Source organism: Proteus sp. fly-1013 (genome assembly GCF_040140245.1).
Taxonomy (GTDB): domain Bacteria; phylum Pseudomonadota; class Gammaproteobacteria; order Enterobacterales; family Enterobacteriaceae; genus Proteus; species Proteus mirabilis_B.
Genome location: NZ_JBEEWD010000004.1, coordinates 316,028 through 332,304, shown reverse-complemented (window position 1 = coordinate 332,304; position 16,277 = coordinate 316,028). Strand labels below are relative to the sequence as shown.

15 protein-coding genes are annotated in these 16,277 nt (G+C 39.6%); 8 read left to right on the top strand and 7 right to left on the bottom strand.

From position 1 onward, the window contains the following. The first annotated feature begins 263 nt into the window (after nt 1-263). The 7 genes from menD (at nt 264) to ABN236_RS10250 (ending at nt 7,137) form a co-directional block, all read left to right on the top strand. Entirely contained in the window at nt 264-1,958 is a 1,695-nt protein-coding gene (gene menD / locus ABN236_RS10280) for a 2-succinyl-5-enolpyruvyl-6-hydroxy-3-cyclohexene-1-carboxylic-acid synthase (protein WP_349473918.1), read from the top strand. Beyond that, nucleotides 1,933-2,700, top strand: a complete 768-nt coding sequence (gene menH / locus ABN236_RS10275; protein WP_088495137.1) for a 2-succinyl-6-hydroxy-2,4-cyclohexadiene-1-carboxylate synthase — start codon at nt 1,933-1,935, stop codon at nt 2,698-2,700. The genes menD and menH overlap by 26 nt, the downstream gene beginning before the upstream one ends. Nucleotides 2,701-2,712: 12 nt before the next feature. After that, a complete protein-coding gene (gene menB / locus ABN236_RS10270; protein ID WP_075670662.1) occupies nt 2,713-3,570 on the top strand; it encodes a 1,4-dihydroxy-2-naphthoyl-CoA synthase in 858 nt (285 codons plus the stop codon). Continuing rightward, nucleotides 3,570-4,541: an o-succinylbenzoate synthase gene (menC, locus tag ABN236_RS10265; protein WP_349473917.1), complete on the top strand. Its 972-nt coding sequence runs from the start codon at nt 3,570-3,572 to the stop codon at nt 4,539-4,541. Before menB ends, menC begins: the two co-directional genes overlap by 1 nt. Continuing rightward, on the top strand, nt 4,529-5,959 hold the full coding sequence (gene menE / locus ABN236_RS10260; RefSeq protein WP_349473916.1) for an o-succinylbenzoate--CoA ligase: 1,431 nt from the start codon (nt 4,529-4,531) through the stop codon (nt 5,957-5,959). The genes menC and menE overlap by 13 nt, the downstream gene beginning before the upstream one ends. 168 nt (nt 5,960-6,127) lie before the next feature. Further along, a complete protein-coding gene (locus tag ABN236_RS10255; protein WP_349473915.1) occupies nt 6,128-6,748 on the top strand; it encodes an iron-sulfur cluster assembly scaffold protein SufA in 621 nt (206 codons plus the stop codon). 5 nt (nt 6,749-6,753) lie between these two features. After that, complete coding sequence (locus ABN236_RS10250; RefSeq protein ID WP_311755015.1) at nt 6,754-7,137, top strand: type II toxin-antitoxin system YafO family toxin; 384 nt, start codon at nt 6,754-6,756, stop codon at nt 7,135-7,137. A gap of 137 nt (nt 7,138-7,274) precedes the next feature. On the opposite strand, the gene ABN236_RS10245 is transcribed toward ABN236_RS10250, so the two are convergent. Further along, entirely contained in the window at nt 7,275-8,729 is a 1,455-nt protein-coding gene (locus ABN236_RS10245; protein ID WP_088495142.1) for a catalase, read from the bottom strand. Between the two features lie 284 nt (nt 8,730-9,013). Here ABN236_RS10245 and ABN236_RS10240 point away from each other — a divergent pair, with 284 nt between their 5' ends. Further along, nucleotides 9,014-9,556, top strand: coding sequence for a YfaZ family outer membrane protein (locus ABN236_RS10240; protein WP_088495143.1), 543 nt, complete (start codon nt 9,014-9,016; stop codon nt 9,554-9,556). Nucleotides 9,557-9,648: 92 nt separating this feature from the next. Here the strand turns inward: ABN236_RS10240 and tyrP are convergent, their stop codons facing one another. The 6 genes from tyrP to ubiG form a co-directional block, all read right to left on the bottom strand. After that, entirely contained in the window at nt 9,649-10,860 is a 1,212-nt protein-coding gene (tyrP, locus tag ABN236_RS10235) for a tyrosine transporter TyrP (RefSeq protein ID WP_349473914.1), read from the bottom strand. A 181-nt stretch (nt 10,861-11,041) separates the two neighbouring features. Further along, the gene (locus tag ABN236_RS10230) at nt 11,042-11,275 is read right to left on the bottom strand and encodes a YgdI/YgdR family lipoprotein (RefSeq protein WP_036935606.1); all 234 of its coding nucleotides are present in this window, start codon (nt 11,273-11,275) and stop codon (nt 11,042-11,044) included. 90 nt (nt 11,276-11,365) lie between these two features. Further along, on the bottom strand, nt 11,366-11,644 hold the full coding sequence (yfaE, locus tag ABN236_RS10225; protein ID WP_075670674.1) for a class I ribonucleotide reductase maintenance protein YfaE: 279 nt from the start codon (nt 11,642-11,644) through the stop codon (nt 11,366-11,368). A gap of 25 nt (nt 11,645-11,669) precedes the next feature. After that, complete coding sequence (gene nrdB / locus ABN236_RS10220) at nt 11,670-12,800, bottom strand: class Ia ribonucleoside-diphosphate reductase subunit beta (RefSeq protein ID WP_075670676.1); 1,131 nt, start codon at nt 12,798-12,800, stop codon at nt 11,670-11,672. A gap of 11 nt (nt 12,801-12,811) precedes the next feature. Beyond that, a complete protein-coding gene (gene nrdA, locus ABN236_RS10215) occupies nt 12,812-15,103 on the bottom strand; it encodes a class 1a ribonucleoside-diphosphate reductase subunit alpha (protein ID WP_088495146.1) in 2,292 nt (763 codons plus the stop codon). Between the two features lie 348 nt (nt 15,104-15,451). Then, entirely contained in the window at nt 15,452-16,189 is a 738-nt protein-coding gene (gene ubiG / locus ABN236_RS10210; protein WP_102949485.1) for a bifunctional 2-polyprenyl-6-hydroxyphenol methylase/3-demethylubiquinol 3-O-methyltransferase UbiG, read from the bottom strand. Between the last annotated feature and the right edge of the window lie 88 nt (nt 16,190-16,277).

Below are 16,277 nucleotides of genomic sequence, written 5' to 3'. Positions count from 1 at the left end.
GCTACTCTTCAAATAACCGCTGCTAATTGTTAACTAATTGATGCTATCCTTTAGAGCACTAGCGCTATTTATTCCTATTCTTAACGATAAAAAAGAGCTCATTGAAAATAGAGTGGATGATTAGCCTAAATAATGCACTCTTTGAGTGTTTTCTTTAACGATTTATTTAACGAAAACTTCTGTTCATTGAACTAGGCTAAGGAAAAGTATTTAGGAACAGATATTATAATAGCAATTGCAGGTTTTCGTTGTTGGGATGATCAATGTCTAATAGTTCGTTTAATCGCCAATGGGCTAAAGTTATACTCGAAACTTTGACTCGTCATGGCTTACGCCATATCTGTATTGCCCCCGGATCTCGCTCGACCCCTTTAACACTTGCGGCGGCTGCCAATCAAAAATTAGTCTGTCATACGCATTTTGATGAGCGTGGTCTTGGTCATTTAGCTTTGGGTCTCGCAAAAGCAACTAAAGAGCCAGTCGCTGTTATCGTGACATCAGGAACAGCCGTAGCTAATTTATATCCTGCGTTAATTGAGGCCGGATTAACGGGCGAACGCGTTGTCTTTTTAACCGCAGATAGGCCGCCTGAATTAATCGATTGTGGTGCAAACCAAGCTATCCGCCAGCAAGGTATTTTTGCAACGCATCCTTCGCAAACTCTCTCTTTACCAAGACCAACAGTAGATATTTCTGCAAGCTGGTTAGTTTCTACTCTTGATAATGCCATGAATACATTGGTTCATGGTGCATTACACGTTAATTGTCCTTTTGCCGAACCTTTATATGGGGATGATGTTGAAACATCTACACCGTGGACTGAAGCTTTAGGAAATTGGTGGCAAAGTGATAAACCGTGGCTACAAGAAACACTTTTTACCTCTGTCACTATGCATCCTCAGTGGAATGTACTACGTCAGAAAAAAGGTGTGGTTATTGCAGGGCGTATTAGCCCAGAAGAGGGTGTTGAAGTTGCAAAATGGGCTTCACAATTAGGTTGGCCTTTATTGAGTGATGTATTATCACAAACTGGGCAACCGTTACCTTGTGCCGATTTATGGTTGAATAATCCACAGATAAAATCAGAATTAAATAAGGCTGAAATCGTTATTCAATTTGGTTCAAGTTTAACAGGAAAACGCTTATTACAATGGCAAGTAGGATGTTCTCCAAAAACGTATTGGATTATTGATCCTATTCCGGGACGCTTAGATCCTGGTCATCATCAAGGTGAGAAATTTACATTACCACCTATGCAGTGGTTAACGGCACATCCTGCGATTGATAATTCACCGTGGACAAATGCATTAACTAAGATAGCCAAACAAACCTACCAGAAAGTCAGTGAAATAACTGATTATTTCGGTGAAGCACAGGTTGCGCACCAATTAGATAAATTACTTCCTAATGAGGGACAGCTATTTGTTGGCAATAGTCTGATAGTACGATTAATCGATGCATTTGCCAAATTACCTCAAGGTTATCCTGTGATGAGCAATCGTGGTGCGAGTGGTATTGATGGCTTAATTTCAACATCTGCAGGTGTTCATCGAGCAACAGGAAAGCCAACATTAACAATATTAGGTGATTTATCTGCACTGTATGATTTAAATAGTTTGGCGTTGCATCAACAAGTTTATGCACCTAATGTTATTATCGTGGTGAATAATAACGGTGGGCAAATATTCTCAATGCTACCAACGCCAGAGGCAGAGCGCGAACGCTTTTACTGTATGCCTCACTCATTAAATTTCAAACATGCAGCCGCAATGTTTGGCTTGCATTATGTATCACCAACAAGTTGGGATGCACTGCTAACGACTGTTCAGGCATGCTGGACAGGGGCGCCAACAACGACATTAATTGAATTAATTGTTGATGATACTGATGGTGCAAAAACATTAAATCAGCTGGTAAAACAGGTAACATCTCATGACTTTAGCATGTCAGCGATATAATACCCATAATGAAGGGCCTTGGTTAGTTTGGTTACATGGGCTATTAGGTGAAGGTTGTGAATGGGAGCCTGTGATCCAGGCTTGCCATGAATATCCATCACTTGTGATTGATTTGCCTCGTCATGGTGGTTCGGCATCTATCAGTGCAAAAGATTTTGTTGAAGTTAGTACATTGCTAACAAACACACTTAAAGAGCAAGGTATTGACCACTATTGGTTAATTGGTTACTCGTTAGGTGGCAGAATTTCTATGTATCACGCATGTTTTGGTGATACTACGGGATTAATGGGATTGATTGTAGAAGGTGGAAATCCGGGTTTATATGATGCAACGGAAAGACAAAGTCGCATTGCACATGATAAACGCTGGGCCGAGCGTTTTCGTAATGAACCTATCTGTGACGTATTAACGCAGTGGTATCAGCAACCAGTATTTGCCGATTTAAGTGATGAGAAACGTCAGCTACTCGTTGAAAAACGACGCCGTAACGCGGGTTTTTGTATTGCAGAAAGTTTAGAAACACTTTCTTTAGGTCATCAGCCTTGGCTTGTCACAGAATTACAGCAACTCACTTTGCCGTTTATTTGGCTTTGTGGTGAAAAAGATAATAAGTTTCAATCTATTGCGCAGCAATATTCGCTGCCATTAACGACTATCCCGCATGCTGGTCATAATGCCCATCAGGCACAGCCTGTTGCTTATGCTGCGGTGATAAATCATGTTTTATCCCTCTTTGGTTAAAGGAACCTAATTATGCTTTACCCGAGCGAAGAAAAATTATATGCACCGATTGAATGGCAGGATTGTTCTGAAGGTTTTGAAGATATCCTCTATCATAAATCAGTCGATGGCATTGCAAAAATTACGATTAACCGCCCGCAAGTGCGTAATGCTTTCCGTCCTTTGACAGTGAAAGAGATGATCCAAGCATTAGCTGATGCACGTTATGATGACACAATTGGTACTATCATTTTAACAGGTGCTGGTGAAAAAGCATTCTGTGCAGGTGGTGACCAAAAAATTCGTGGCGACTACGGCGGATATCGCGATGATAGCGGTACTCATCACCTGAACGTGTTAGATTTCCAACGCCAAATCCGTACTTGTCCGAAACCTGTTGTAGCAATGGTTGCCGGTTATTCTATCGGTGGTGGTCATGTACTTCATATGATGTGTGACTTAACTATCGCTGCTGAAAACGCTATTTTTGGTCAAACTGGGCCTAAAGTGGGTTCTTTTGATGGTGGCTGGGGCGCTTCTTATATGGCTCGTATTGTTGGTCAAAAGAAAGCACGCGAAATCTGGTTCTTATGCCGTCAATATGATGCAAAAGAAGCATTAGAAATGGGCTTGGTTAACACTGTTGTTCCTTACGCAGATCTTGAAAAAGAAACTGTACGCTGGTGTCGTGAAATGCTGGAAAACAGCCCAATGGCATTACGTTGCCTGAAAGCTGCATTAAATGCAGACTGTGATGGTCAAGCAGGCCTTCAAGAATTAGCGGGTAATGCAACTATGCTGTTCTATATGACTGATGAAGGTCAAGAAGGTCGCAATGCCTTTAACGAAAAACGTCAACCTGATTTCACTCGATTTAAACGTAACCCATAATGCGAAACGCCAAACTCTATTCATTCAGCCTACCTGTAGATGCAGGCGTTGTTCTGCGCTATCAAAGGCTAAAAACGCGTGATGGTTTTCTTGTTTGTTTAGAGCAAAATGGCAAACAAGGATGGGGTGAAATTTCACCTCTTCCTGAGTTTAGCCGTGAAACTTTAGAACAAGCACAAGAAGCCGCACAATCTTGGTTAACAGCTTGGTGTGCGGGTGAAAACCCTGTTCATAGTGAACTGCCAAGTGTGGCTTTTGGTATTAGCTGTGCATTAGCAGAGCTTGAAGGTACATTGCCACAAGACGCGAATTATCGTGCTGCACCTTTATGTAATGGCGATCCTGATGATTTGATTTTAAGCCTTAATGATATGGAAGGCGAAAAAGTCGCTAAAATCAAGGTTGGATTATATGAAGCAGTGCGTGATGGGATCGTTGTTAACCTGTTATTAGAAGCTATCCCTGACTTAAAACTAAGACTTGATGCCAATCGAAGCTGGACTCCTGCAAAAGCAGAAGGCTTTGCGAAGTATGTGAATCCGCAATGGCGTGACCGTATTGCATTTTTAGAAGAGCCTTGCAAAACACCTGAAGAGTCACTGGCTTTTTCTCAAGCAACCGGCATTAACATTGCTTGGGATGAAACGGTACGTGATGATGGTTTTGAAATAAAACCGCAATCTGGTGTGACAACGATTGTTATTAAACCTACGTTAGTAGGAAGTCTTGAGCGCTGTCAAATACTTGTTAAACAAGCGCATGCGTTAGGGTTAGATGCCATTATCAGTTCAAGTATTGAAAGTAGTTTCGGGCTTACTCAATTAGCAAGAATTGCACAATGGTTAACACCTAATAGCATTCCGGGGCTTGATACCGTTGATTTGATTAAACAACAACTTATTCGTCCTTGGCCAAATGTGGATATTCCGCTTATCTCTCTTGAACAGCTAGAGACAGTATGGCAACAGTAGTTCCGTTTAAACAATGGCCGTGGCATCACTGGGCACAATTATACCCAAATGAAACGGCCATCATTTCAGGTGTTTCACCTATTACATGGCAACAACTAAGTTGTCATATTAATCAGTTAGCTAGTAATTTTGCTAAACAAGGTGTTGATACACAAAGCACTGTGTTGTTGCGTGGAAAAAATCACATCAATCTTGTTTTCGCACTGCTCGCTGTTTTTCAATGTGGTGCAAAGGTTTTGCCTTTAAATCCACAGCTTCCAAAATCTTTACTTGATGAATTATTGCCTCACTTAGACATTGATTTTTATGCTGATTTGAGTGAAATACCGTTAGATTTAAATGCAACATTGCTTGATCTTAGTGGCATTGAGCTAGATAACATGTCACGTCAATATAAAGCTCAAACAGTAAATGATGTCCAATGGACGCCATCTCGTATGGCAACACTTATTTTGACATCAGGCTCATCAGGTTTACCTAAAGCCGCAGTACACACCTTTGATGCTCATCTTTGCAGTGCAATGGGTGTTTTATCATTAATGCCTTTGGAAAAGGGGGATAGTTGGTTACTTTCTTTGCCTCTATTTCATGTTTCAGGACAAGGTATACTTTGGCGCTGGTTATTACGCGGAGCAACGCTGGTGGTGCGTGAAATGCACCCATTTGTAGATGCTTTGCAAGGTTGTACCCATGCCTCTTTAGTTCCCACACAATTATGGCGTTTTTTACAAAATAGAGCGCAGCAAAATAATCAACAACCTATTACCCTAAAATCTGTTTTATTAGGGGGAGCAATGATCCCTATTGAGCTAACACAAGAAGCAGAACATTGGGGAATTCAATGCTGGTGTGGTTACGGCATGACAGAAATGGCATCGACCGTTTGTGCCAAGCGTGCGGATGGTAAAGCAGGAGTAGGGCTTCCACTAAAAGGCAAAAATATTAGGTTAGTGGATGATGAGCTTCAGATAATGTCTGACAGCGTCGCATTAGGATATTGGTTTGATGGTAAATTAAAACCGCTATCGCTTACGGCTGATGGTTGGTATTCAACGCGAGATAAAGGCTGTTTTAATGCCGAAGAGTGGTGTGTTTTAGGCCGTTTGGACAATCTTTTTTTCAGTGCTGGCGAAGGGGTCCAACCAGAAGATATTGAAAAAATTATTAATACACATCCAAGTGTTAGCCAATCTTTTGTTGTCCCTATCGATGATGCTGAATTTGGGCAACGCCCAGTCGCAGTTATTGATGCTGATATTGAAATAATCAATCAATTACCACAATGGTATCACTCCCGATTAGCTGGATTTCAAAGACCGGTTGCTTGCTTACAACTTCCTGAAAGCCTTAAAAATGGGGGAATTAAAATCTCCCGCAAACAAGTGCAACAATGGGTGAAAGGGCAACTGTTGAAGTGATATCGATGCATTTGTCGAGCCTCCTCTCAAAATTCTATTTCTAATATAAAAGGTAGATAAAAGTAATTTGAATCTATGCTCACCATGGTTAAAATGATGAGCATAAAATAGACAATGGATGTAAAAGTAATACTTAGGAATAGAATAATTCGTTGATATGGAGTTCAAATGACGAAAAAAACAACGCAGTTAACGATAGCCACTATAGCAACAAGTTTAATGGCTTCATTAGCTCCTGTACCTGCAAAAAGTATTTCACTTAATACGATATCGACTGTTGAAAAACAAGCTAAGCAAAAAAAAGCGACAGCATTAGCGTTTGAGTTACCTCATGGGCAAATATTGTTACCTTTAGATGAAGCTACTGAATACCTCAATAACATCAATATACAGCAACGTATTCTACTTAATTCAATGATAGAAAAACGGAAAAATAGAGGTAAAGGCCCTCTTTTTACTAATTTCGCTCAAGTAAAGCGTTTGTGTATCGATGGGGTAGCGCGTCATAGACAAATTAAAGCCGCAGTACAGCATGTCATGAGTGGAAACAATATCGATAATTTATTTCCAGACGATTTAAAACAACAAGCCAAATATAAAACAAGCCTACTTCAATTTGGTCGAGTTGTTGCGCAGGGCGAATTCATTTTGCGAGATATCTTATCGTGTATTGAGCAATGTTCAGTTCCTGAAAAGACCGTCCATTTAGTTGATATGCCAGATCAAGATGAAGTCAGCGCTTGGATTTTAGCTGAACATCGTAAAGTTGGAGTTGTTGACACGGAGTAGTCTGGATGGTTTGTGTTGTAAATATACATGCTGATGTAGAGATGCCAGAAGTCGCCAATAAATATGCTAAAGCGATCGAGAACTGGAAAAATACGGGAATATTACCAGATAGATTTGGGAATGAAGGCCAATGGGAAGATAACTCAAGGTTGTGTGGCTCATTTGTTTACAAGCTTCATATTCGGTTGCCGTCAGAGCTTGCTTGGAAGAAAACAAAACCACAAATCGACAGACATTCAAACCATTACCTTGTTTTCTCAAGACATTGGCTGAATTACGACAATATACAAATTATTGGCATTATGTCACCGAATGGACATGAAAAAGCTAAAACTTCTTATATGGCAGAATTAGAACGACGAGCGGAAGAATTCCAAAGTAGTGACTAAGCTTTATTCGATAATTACATATTTCTCATCATTTATTTTATTAACAATAAATACCAGAGATTATAAGAGAAAAAGAAAGGCGCCCGAAGGCGCCTTATTATTTTTGCCGAGTTGCTCACAGGGCTTCTTATTATGAGTTACTTAGCGTCTTTTTTGGCTAACGCTTTCATTGCTTTTTCAACGCCCGCACCATATTCAGGGTGAACTTTCTTAAATAAGGCAATTTGACGTTTTTGTGTATCTTTACTTGCCTGTATTAATTCACCTGCAATACGAGCAAACATACGTTGATGCTCTTCATCACTCAGTAATTCATACAGCGCACGAGGTTGGCTGAAGTAATCTTCATCTTCACGATGATTCCAGTGATCTGCCGCACCTTCAATTGATAATGGTGGCTCTTTAAAATTAGGCTGTTCTTGGAACATACCACCATTATTTGGCTCATAAGTAATACCGCTACCACTATTACCATCAACACGCATTGCACCATCACGATGATAATTATGGAATGGGCATTGTGGCGCATTCACAGGGATTTGATGATGATTAACACCTAAACGATAACGGTGAGCATCACCATAAGAGAATAGGCGACCTTGTAACATCTTATCTGGAGAGAACCCAATACCCGGAACGATGTTTGCAGGGCTAAATGCCGCTTGCTCTACATCAGAGAAATAGTTTTCAGGGTTACGGTTTAGCTCAAAATAGCCCACATCAATTAATGGATAATCAGCATGAGGCCAAACTTTAGTTAAATCGAAAGGATTATAAGGGACTTTTGACGCTTCTTTTTCTGGCATGACTTGAATTTGTAAATTCCAGCGAGGGAAATCACCACGTTCAATAGCATCAAATAAATCACGTTGTGAGCTTTCTCTGTCTTGACCTACGAGAGTTTGAGCTTCGTCATCCATCAGGTTTTTAATGCCTTGTTGGCAACGGAAGTGGAATTTAACCCAAAAGCGCTCATTATCTTTATTAATAAAGCTATAAGTATGGCTACCAAAGCCGTGAATAAAACGATAGCTTTGTGGTAAACCACGGTCACTCATATCAATGGTTAATTGGTGCAGTGCTTCTGGCAAATGAGAGAAGAAATCCCATTTGTATGCCATATTACGGAGGTTAGTTTTAGGATCACGTTTTACAACGTGGTTTAAGTCTGGGAATTTCAGGGCATCGCGAAGGTAGAAAACAGGGGTGTTATTACCCACCATATCCCAGTTACCTTCTTCAGTATAAAATTTTAACGCAAAGCCACGAATATCGCGTTCGGCGTCTGCGGCACCTCTTTCACCCGCAACGGTTGAAAAGCGAGCAAACATTTCTGTTTTTTTACCCACTTTAGAGAAAATTTTAGCGCGAGTATATTTCGTAATATCGTGAGTGACTTTAAATGTACCAAAAGCACCAGAGCCTTTTGCGTGCATACGTCTTTCTGGAATAACCTCACGATCAAAGTGAGCTAGCTTTTCTAAAAACCAGACATCTTGAAGTAACATTGGACCACGAGGGCCTGCTGTCATCGAGTTATTATTGTCTACAACAGGTGCACCTGACGCCGTTGTTAGCTTTTTCTTTTCCATCACATATCTCCAGTTTATGAAATAGTAAACGATCTAAAAAAATAGCATGTGTGAATAAAACGAAGCGAACAGCCTTATATTTATTATGGTTAATATTGACTGTAATTCCACTTTAGCAATATTGAACTCATTAATAAAACCAATTAGACCAATAATATTGATAGCCGTAACTTATTTACATAGATTGAAAATTCTACAGATTATCTTTCAATTTTGAGCCAAGTTGTTTAATAAATTTGTTGTATAATTATAAGTTAGGACAATTATTTGCTGGAGTAATAACAATGAAAAAATATTTATTGGTCGGTGCGATAAGTGCGCTGTTTGTGGCTGGAAATGCCAATGCAGTATCAATGAATATTCAAGCAGGGGAACATTATACAGATGTTCGCGCTGGTTTAGGTGATCCTAATGCGGGTCTTTCTTTTAATGGTAACTGGGCTCGTAGTGATCACGATGGTCAAGTAGGAAGCTTAGGTGCAAAATTTGCGTTACCTTTAGGGCCTTTTTCAGCAAGTGTTGGCGGTAAAGCACTCTATTTAGCACCAAAAAATGGTGATGATGGTGCTGCTTTAGCGGGTGGTGTGGGTCTTAACTGGAATGTTCTGCCTTCTTTAAGTGTGTATGGTGAAGCCTATGCATCTCCTGAAGGATTAACCTCTGGTAGCAAATCTTATTATGAAGCCGATGTAGGGGCTCAATTAACAGTATTTAAACCATTGCATGTCAATGCAGGTTATCGTGTGATTGAAATCGAAAACTCACATAATAGAAGCAATAATAAATTAGCTGACGGTTTCTATGTGGGTGCAGGTTTAAGCTTCTAACCTAGACGCTATATCTGAATCAAAAAAAGCAGGTGTCTAAAATTAGCACCTGCTTTTTTGTTATCTACAAGAAAGCGATATAAGAAAGGAAGTTAGCCAACTTGAGGTAATAAACCAAAAGTAATGGCGATTTGAATACCTATAACTATCAGACCGCAAACAAACACAATACCTAATGCGCCTTTACCACCTTTAACTTTGTATTTATCAGCACCGTTTTGTTCTTGTCTGACTTTCCATACTAATAAAGCGGGTAGAAGCAATGCTAAAATTGACAGTGCGATAGCCGCATAAGCTAATGCTTGCACAAAGTTAGGGAAATAAAGCGCACAAACTAAAGGTGGAACAAAGGTTAATAAGCTTGATTGCGCACGCCCAGTTGCACGATTACTGCGCTTAAAGAGATCCGCAAGATAATCAAATAGACCTAATGCAACACCAAGGAATGAAGTCGCTAAAGCTAATGCTGCAAATAAGTTAACTGCAATATTCACGCGAGGTGTAGCAACAACATCACGAATAGCGGTAAGTAAGCCATTTAATCCAGATTGTTGCGCCATAATTCCCATAAAAGTATTTGTTGGGATAGCACCTAATGTGGCAATTTGCCATAAGATATAAGCAACAAGCGGAATAGCACTACCAATAATAAAGATAATACGTAGCTTTTTAATATCACCATTCATGTAACTTACGATACTTGGCACACTACCGTGGAAACCAAATGAGGTAAAAATAACAGGAATAGCAGAAAGAATCAGCCCATATGCCACAGGCATTGAGGTTAAGTTTACTGACTCAACGTGAGGTAACATCACAATCAGCATAAATATCAGGAAGAAAACTTTTGCGGTAAACAATAGACGGTTAATCATATCAACCGATGTTGTACCAATTCCTACCACAGCTCCGCCAATCACTGTAAAGATAATAATACCTTGTGTGACAGAAAGCTCGTGTCCAATCCAAGATGAAAGGGTGGCTGAAAGTAATTCACCCGCACCACTAATATAAGCGGTCGTTAACGCGTACATTAACAGCAACAGTGCGAGCCCAGTGATAACTTGACCACCTACACCGAGATAGCGTTTTGCGATAGAGCCAAGACCTGTATGAGGATCGTTGTATTGATAAACTTCCACCAGCAGTAATGCGGTATAGCTCATCAATAACCATAAGCCAATAAGCAATAGCATCATCGTGCTAAAGCCGATACCCACAGCAGCTAGTGGCATTGCCAGCATACCTGCCCCAATTGTTGTTCCTGCAACAATAAAAACACTGCCTATAGTGCGATTCTTCACAAGATCCTCTGTTCACTAGACTATTTTATTTACTTAAAAAGCAGAGTATAAGAATGGTAAATTTCTGTCAAATTTTAATTACGTATAGTGTAATGATTAGTTTACAAAAAAGATTTTATGAATAAAAAAACGCCAATCATAAATATGAATTGGCGCTTTAAGAGAAAGGCTTATAAGAGCGTTAATCGTCAAGCTCTACCATTCGTCTTATTTGATCACGATTAATCTGTTTAATCTGTCCGGTTTCTGAATCTTTGTAGGTAATTAACCCAGTTGCTTCATCTTCTTGGGGTTTATCTGTCGTTAAAATTGTTTCCCCATTTACTGTTTCTATTTTTTGTGGACTTGAACAGCCTGCAACAAGCAGAATTGATGTAGAAATAGCAATGACTGAGAAAATAGACTTTAATTTCATAATGCTTTTCCTTTTTTTATCGTGTTAACTTAACCTTAGTCAAAGTTGAACAAGAGTGTTAGAAAAAAGCTCAAATTAAGATAATTCAAATTATTCAGAGTAAATTTCTATTTCGATATCACTGATGGGATGGCAGCTACAAGGTAAAATTTCATCGGGTTGGATAAACGCTAAAGGTTCATTACGATAACAAACTTTGCCTTTCACTAGGCGTAGACGACAAGAGCCGCAATAGCCTTCACGACATTGGTATTCGACTTGGACTTTCCCATGTTCTAATGCATCAAGCAAAGAAGGATGGGTGTCAGTATGAAATTCTAAAGGTTTTGAAAGACCCTGCTGATGCAGGGTCACTTTATGAGATGCCATAACGTATCGGTGTTATTTCTCAGTATTACAGTTCAAAGTTACTTAAATCATCAGTATCAACTTGTGAATCGATTTGACCCACTAAGTAAGAACTGACTTCAACTTCTTGAGGCGCAACTTGAACGTTGTCAGACACTAACCATGCATTGATCCATGGAATAGGGTTAGAACGCGCTTTAAATGGTAATTTAAGACCCACTGCTTGCATGCGAATGTTGGTAATATATTCAACATATTGGCAAAGGATATCTTTATTTAAACCAATCATAGAGCCTTCAGAGAATAGGTATTCAGCCCACTCTTTTTCTTGCTCTGCGGCTTCAACGAACAGGTCATAACACTCTTGCTCACATTCTGCTGCGATTTCTGCCATTTCAGGATCATCTTGACCTGAACGCAGTAAATTCAGCATGTGCTGTGTACCTGTTAAGTGTAGCGCTTCGTCACGAGCAATTAGTCGAATGATCTTCGCGTTACCTTCCATCAGTTCACGTTCAGCAAAGGCAAATGAACAGGCAAAGCTAACATAGAAACGGATTGCTTCTAGTGCGTTGACGCTCATTAAGCACAGATAAAGCTGTTTCTTTAATTTGCGTAACGTGACATGAACCGTTTTACCTTTAACTTGATGGTCGCCTTCACCATACATGTGATAAAGATTTGTTAGCTTGATTAACTCGTCATAATAAGAAGAAATATCACGCGCGCGTTTTAAAATTTCTTCATTTTCAACGATATCATCAAACACAACTGACGGATCGTTAACAATATTACGAATAATATGAGTATAAGAGCGCGAGTGGATGGTTTCAGAGAATGACCATGTTTCAACCCATGTCTCTAACTCTGGGATCGAGATTAAAGGTAAAAATGCCACGTTAGGGCTTCTTCCTTGAATCGAATCCAACAGTGTTTGATATTTTAAATTACTAATAAAAATATGTTTTTCATGATCAGGTAAAGCATTGTAGTCAATGCGGTCACGAGAAACATCCACTTCTTCTGGACGCCAGAAGAAGGAGAGTTGTTTTTCAATTAGCTTTTCAAAAATAGGATATTTTTGCTGATCATAACGCGCTACGTTAACAGGTTGCCCAAAAAACATGGGCTCCTGAAGTTGATCATTTTTAACTTGTGAAAAAGTAGTATACGACATAGCTTCCTCAATTAAATTTTACACGCGCCGCCTTCACAATCTGAATCTTCCGTCTCAACGACTTCTTCCAGATCACCCTGTACATCATCAGCACCATCACGGGTATTGTGATAATAAAGTGTTTTCACACCGTATTTGTAAGCGAGCAGCAAATCTTTCAGCAGTTGGTTCATTGGAACCTTACCGCTAGGGAAACGAGTAGGATCGTAGTTAGTGTTTGCTGAAATTGCTTGGTCAACGAATTTCTGCATGATGCCCACTAACTGCAAGTAACCTTCAATACTTGGCATTTGCCACAGTAATTCATAAGCGCCTTTCAAACGCTCATACTCAGGAACCACTTGACGTAAAATACCGTCTTTAGAGGCTTTAATACTGATATAACCACGTGGTGGTTCGATACCATTTGTTGCATTCGAAATCTGTGAAGATGTTTCTGATGGCATCAGCGCAGACAGTGTTGAGTTACGTAAACCGTGCTCTTTAATGTCTTTACGTAAACTTTCCCAATCGTAATGCAGAGGTTCTTTTGTCAGTACATCTAATGATTTTTTGTAGGTATCAATAGGTAAGATACCGTCAGCATAAGTGGTTTCATTAAACCATGGACATGCGCCTTGTTCTTTCGCTAATTCATTAGATGCTTTTAATAAATAGTATTGAATTGCTTCAAATGCACGATGAGTTAAGTTATTTGCACTACCATCAGAGTAGCGAACACCGTGTTTTGCTAAATAATAAGCAAAGTTAATCACACCAATACCTAAGGTACGACGACCCATTGCACCTTGTTTTGCCGCTAAGATTGGGTAATCTTGATAATCTAACAGTGCATCCAATGAGCGAACAGCTAAACGAGCAAGTTCTTCTAAATCATCAAGATTTTCAATTGCGCCTAAGTTAAATGCAGATAACGTACACAGTGCAATTTCACCATTAGGATCTTTAATATCATTCAATGGTTTAGTTGGCAGTGCAATTTCTAAGCATAAATTTGATTGGCGAATTGGTGCAACAGCCGGATCAAATGGGCTATGTGTATTACAGTGGTCAACGTTCTGAATGTAAATACGGCCAGTTGATGCACGTTCTTGCATCATCAATGAGAATAACTCAACCGCTTTAACTTGTTTTTGGCGGATGCTCTTATCTTTCTCATATTGCACATATAAACGTTCAAATTCATCTTGATCAGCAAAGAATGCATCATATAAACCCGGGACGTCAGAAGGGCTGAATAAAGTAATATCCTGACCTTTGATTAAACGTTCATACATTAATTTGTTTAACTGAACGCCGTAATCTAAATGACGAACACGGTTATCATCAACACCACGGTTGTTTTTCAGTACCAGCAGGCTTTCAACTTCTAAATGCCATAATGGATAGAATAAAGTTGCCGCACCACCACGAACACCACCTTGCGAGCAAGATTTTACCGCAGTTTGGAAGTGTTTATAGAAAGGGATACAACCTGTGTGGAATGCTTCACCATTACGAATAGCACTACCTAATGCACGTATACGACCTGCATTAATACCAATACCTGCACGCTGAGAAACATACTTCACAATGGCACTTGATGTTGCATTGATAGAATCAAGGCTGTCGTCACACTCAATTAATACACAAGAGCTAAATTGACGAGTTGGTGTTCTTACACCCGCCATGATTGGCGTTGGTAATGAGATTTTAAAGGTTGAAATTGCATTATAGAAACGTTCGATATAGTCCATACGTGTTGCTTGTGGATAACGAGAGAACAAGCAAGCCGCAACTAAAACATATAAGAACTGTGCGCTTTCATAAATTTCACCTGTAATACGGTTTTGAACGAAGTATTTACCTTCTAATTGTTTAACCGCAGCGTAGGAGAAGTTCATATCACGTTGATGAACAATAAAGTTATTCATCTGTTCGAACTCTTCTTGTGTGTAATCTTCAAGAAGATGGCGATCATATTTGCCTAAATCGACTAATTTTTTAACGTGATCATACAGTGTTGGTGGCTCAAATTGGCCATACGCTTTTTTACGTAAATTAAATACGGCAAGACGGGCAGCGAGATACTGATAATCAGGCGTTTCACCAGAGATTAAGTCTGCAGCAGCTTTTACCAGCGTTTCATGGATATCAGCAGTTTTGATACCATCATAAAACTGAATCTGAGAACGTAATTCAACTTGAGATACAGAGACATTTTCTAGACCTTCAGCGGCCCAGGCGATAACACGGTGAATTTTGTCTAAGTCAATGCGTTCTTTATGACCATCACGTTTTGTGACGAGCAGGCTGTGATTCATGAGCGATGCACCTTTCTTGCATTAGTGTTACCTGAAATTTTATACCGCAAAAAAACGCTCCCGATGACAATCTGTGTCAAGGAGTCTTGTGGTGTGAAATTTAAGGAAACACAATATATAGGGGTTGGTTCAAATGGTGATAACAAGATAAAGGTAATTGAGAGATTGATCAAGTGTACAAATCTGATTGTTTCTGTGGATAAATAGGGGATAAATTTTTTAACAACTGCCTGTACCCTGCATAAATACAGGCAGTAAGAAACACAAATTCAAGTGACAACGATGTAAAGTCAATTTTAAAAAATGTGATCGTTTGATGTTTTATTAAACCAAATCAAACTTTCAGTTTCACGAATTCGAGTTATGTGTCGATTGTGTGTGCACCATATAATTCACATCGACATTTGGCGCTAATCGGAATTTGTCAGTGATCGGGTTATAATGTAAACCAATCATATTTTTGCTACGTAAATCGGTTTCATCGACCCAACTCAGTAATTCTGACGGGCGAATAAACTTATTAGCATCATGTGTGCCCTTAGGTACCATATTCAGAATATACTCCGCCCCTACCACCAGCATCAGCCACGCTTTTTTATTACGATTGATGGTTGAGAAGAAAACATGTCCACCGGGTTTTACCAATTTTGCACAGGCTCTTACAACAGAAGAAGGGTCAGGAACGTGCTCTAACATCTCCATACAGGTAACGACGTCGTAAGTTTGTGGGTTTTCATTCGCGTGGTTTTCAACAGTATCTTGAATGTAAGTGACAGGAATACCTGATTCCAGCGAATGCAAACGAGCAACTTGTAATGGCTCTGTACCCATATCAAGACCAGTTACTTCAGCTCCAGCACATGCCATACTTTCAGACAAAATACCGCCACCGCAACCAACATCTAGGACTTTTTTCCCAAATAGGCCGTCTGCGCGTTCTTGAATATAGTTGAGTCTTAATGGGTTGATGCGGTGCAATGGCTTAAATTCACCTTCAAGATCCCACCACCGTGATGCGACGCTTTCAAACTTGTCGATTTCATGCTGATCCACGTTAGCATGTAAAGAGGTTGTTTTATCATTCATCAGAAAGTATTACTCCTATTTTCATATTGCCATGATTCTACCAACGTTAGACGGTGAAATCGAAGAGAATAGCGAAAGGATCATTAAT

Excerpts from the sequence above, each read along its gene's own strand:
- ABN236_RS10230 (WP_036935606.1), bottom strand. The coding sequence starts at position 11,275 with ATGAAATTAAAGTCTATTTTCTCAGTCATTGCTATTTCTACATCAATT.
- ABN236_RS10250 (WP_311755015.1), top strand. The coding sequence starts at position 6,754 with ATGGTTTGTGTTGTAAATATACATGCTGATGTAGAGATGCCAGAAGTC.
- ABN236_RS10240 (WP_088495143.1), top strand. The coding sequence starts at position 9,014 with ATGAAAAAATATTTATTGGTCGGTGCGATAAGTGCGCTGTTTGTGGCT.
- nrdB (WP_075670676.1), bottom strand. The coding sequence starts at position 12,800 with ATGTCGTATACTACTTTTTCACAAGTTAAAAATGATCAACTTCAGGAG.
- menB (WP_075670662.1), top strand. The coding sequence starts at position 2,713 with ATGCTTTACCCGAGCGAAGAAAAATTATATGCACCGATTGAATGGCAG.
- nrdA (WP_088495146.1), bottom strand. The coding sequence starts at position 15,103 with ATGAATCACAGCCTGCTCGTCACAAAACGTGATGGTCATAAAGAACGC.
- ABN236_RS10245 (WP_088495142.1), bottom strand. The coding sequence starts at position 8,729 with ATGGAAAAGAAAAAGCTAACAACGGCGTCAGGTGCACCTGTTGTAGAC.
- menE (WP_349473916.1), top strand. The coding sequence starts at position 4,529 with ATGGCAACAGTAGTTCCGTTTAAACAATGGCCGTGGCATCACTGGGCA.
- ubiG (WP_102949485.1), bottom strand. The coding sequence starts at position 16,189 with ATGAATGATAAAACAACCTCTTTACATGCTAACGTGGATCAGCATGAA.
- menH (WP_088495137.1), top strand. The coding sequence starts at position 1,933 with ATGACTTTAGCATGTCAGCGATATAATACCCATAATGAAGGGCCTTGG.
- ABN236_RS10255 (WP_349473915.1), top strand. The coding sequence starts at position 6,128 with ATGACGAAAAAAACAACGCAGTTAACGATAGCCACTATAGCAACAAGT.
- menC (WP_349473917.1), top strand. The coding sequence starts at position 3,570 with ATGCGAAACGCCAAACTCTATTCATTCAGCCTACCTGTAGATGCAGGC.
- yfaE (WP_075670674.1), bottom strand. The coding sequence starts at position 11,644 with ATGGCATCTCATAAAGTGACCCTGCATCAGCAGGGTCTTTCAAAACCT.
- menD (WP_349473918.1), top strand. The coding sequence starts at position 264 with ATGTCTAATAGTTCGTTTAATCGCCAATGGGCTAAAGTTATACTCGAA.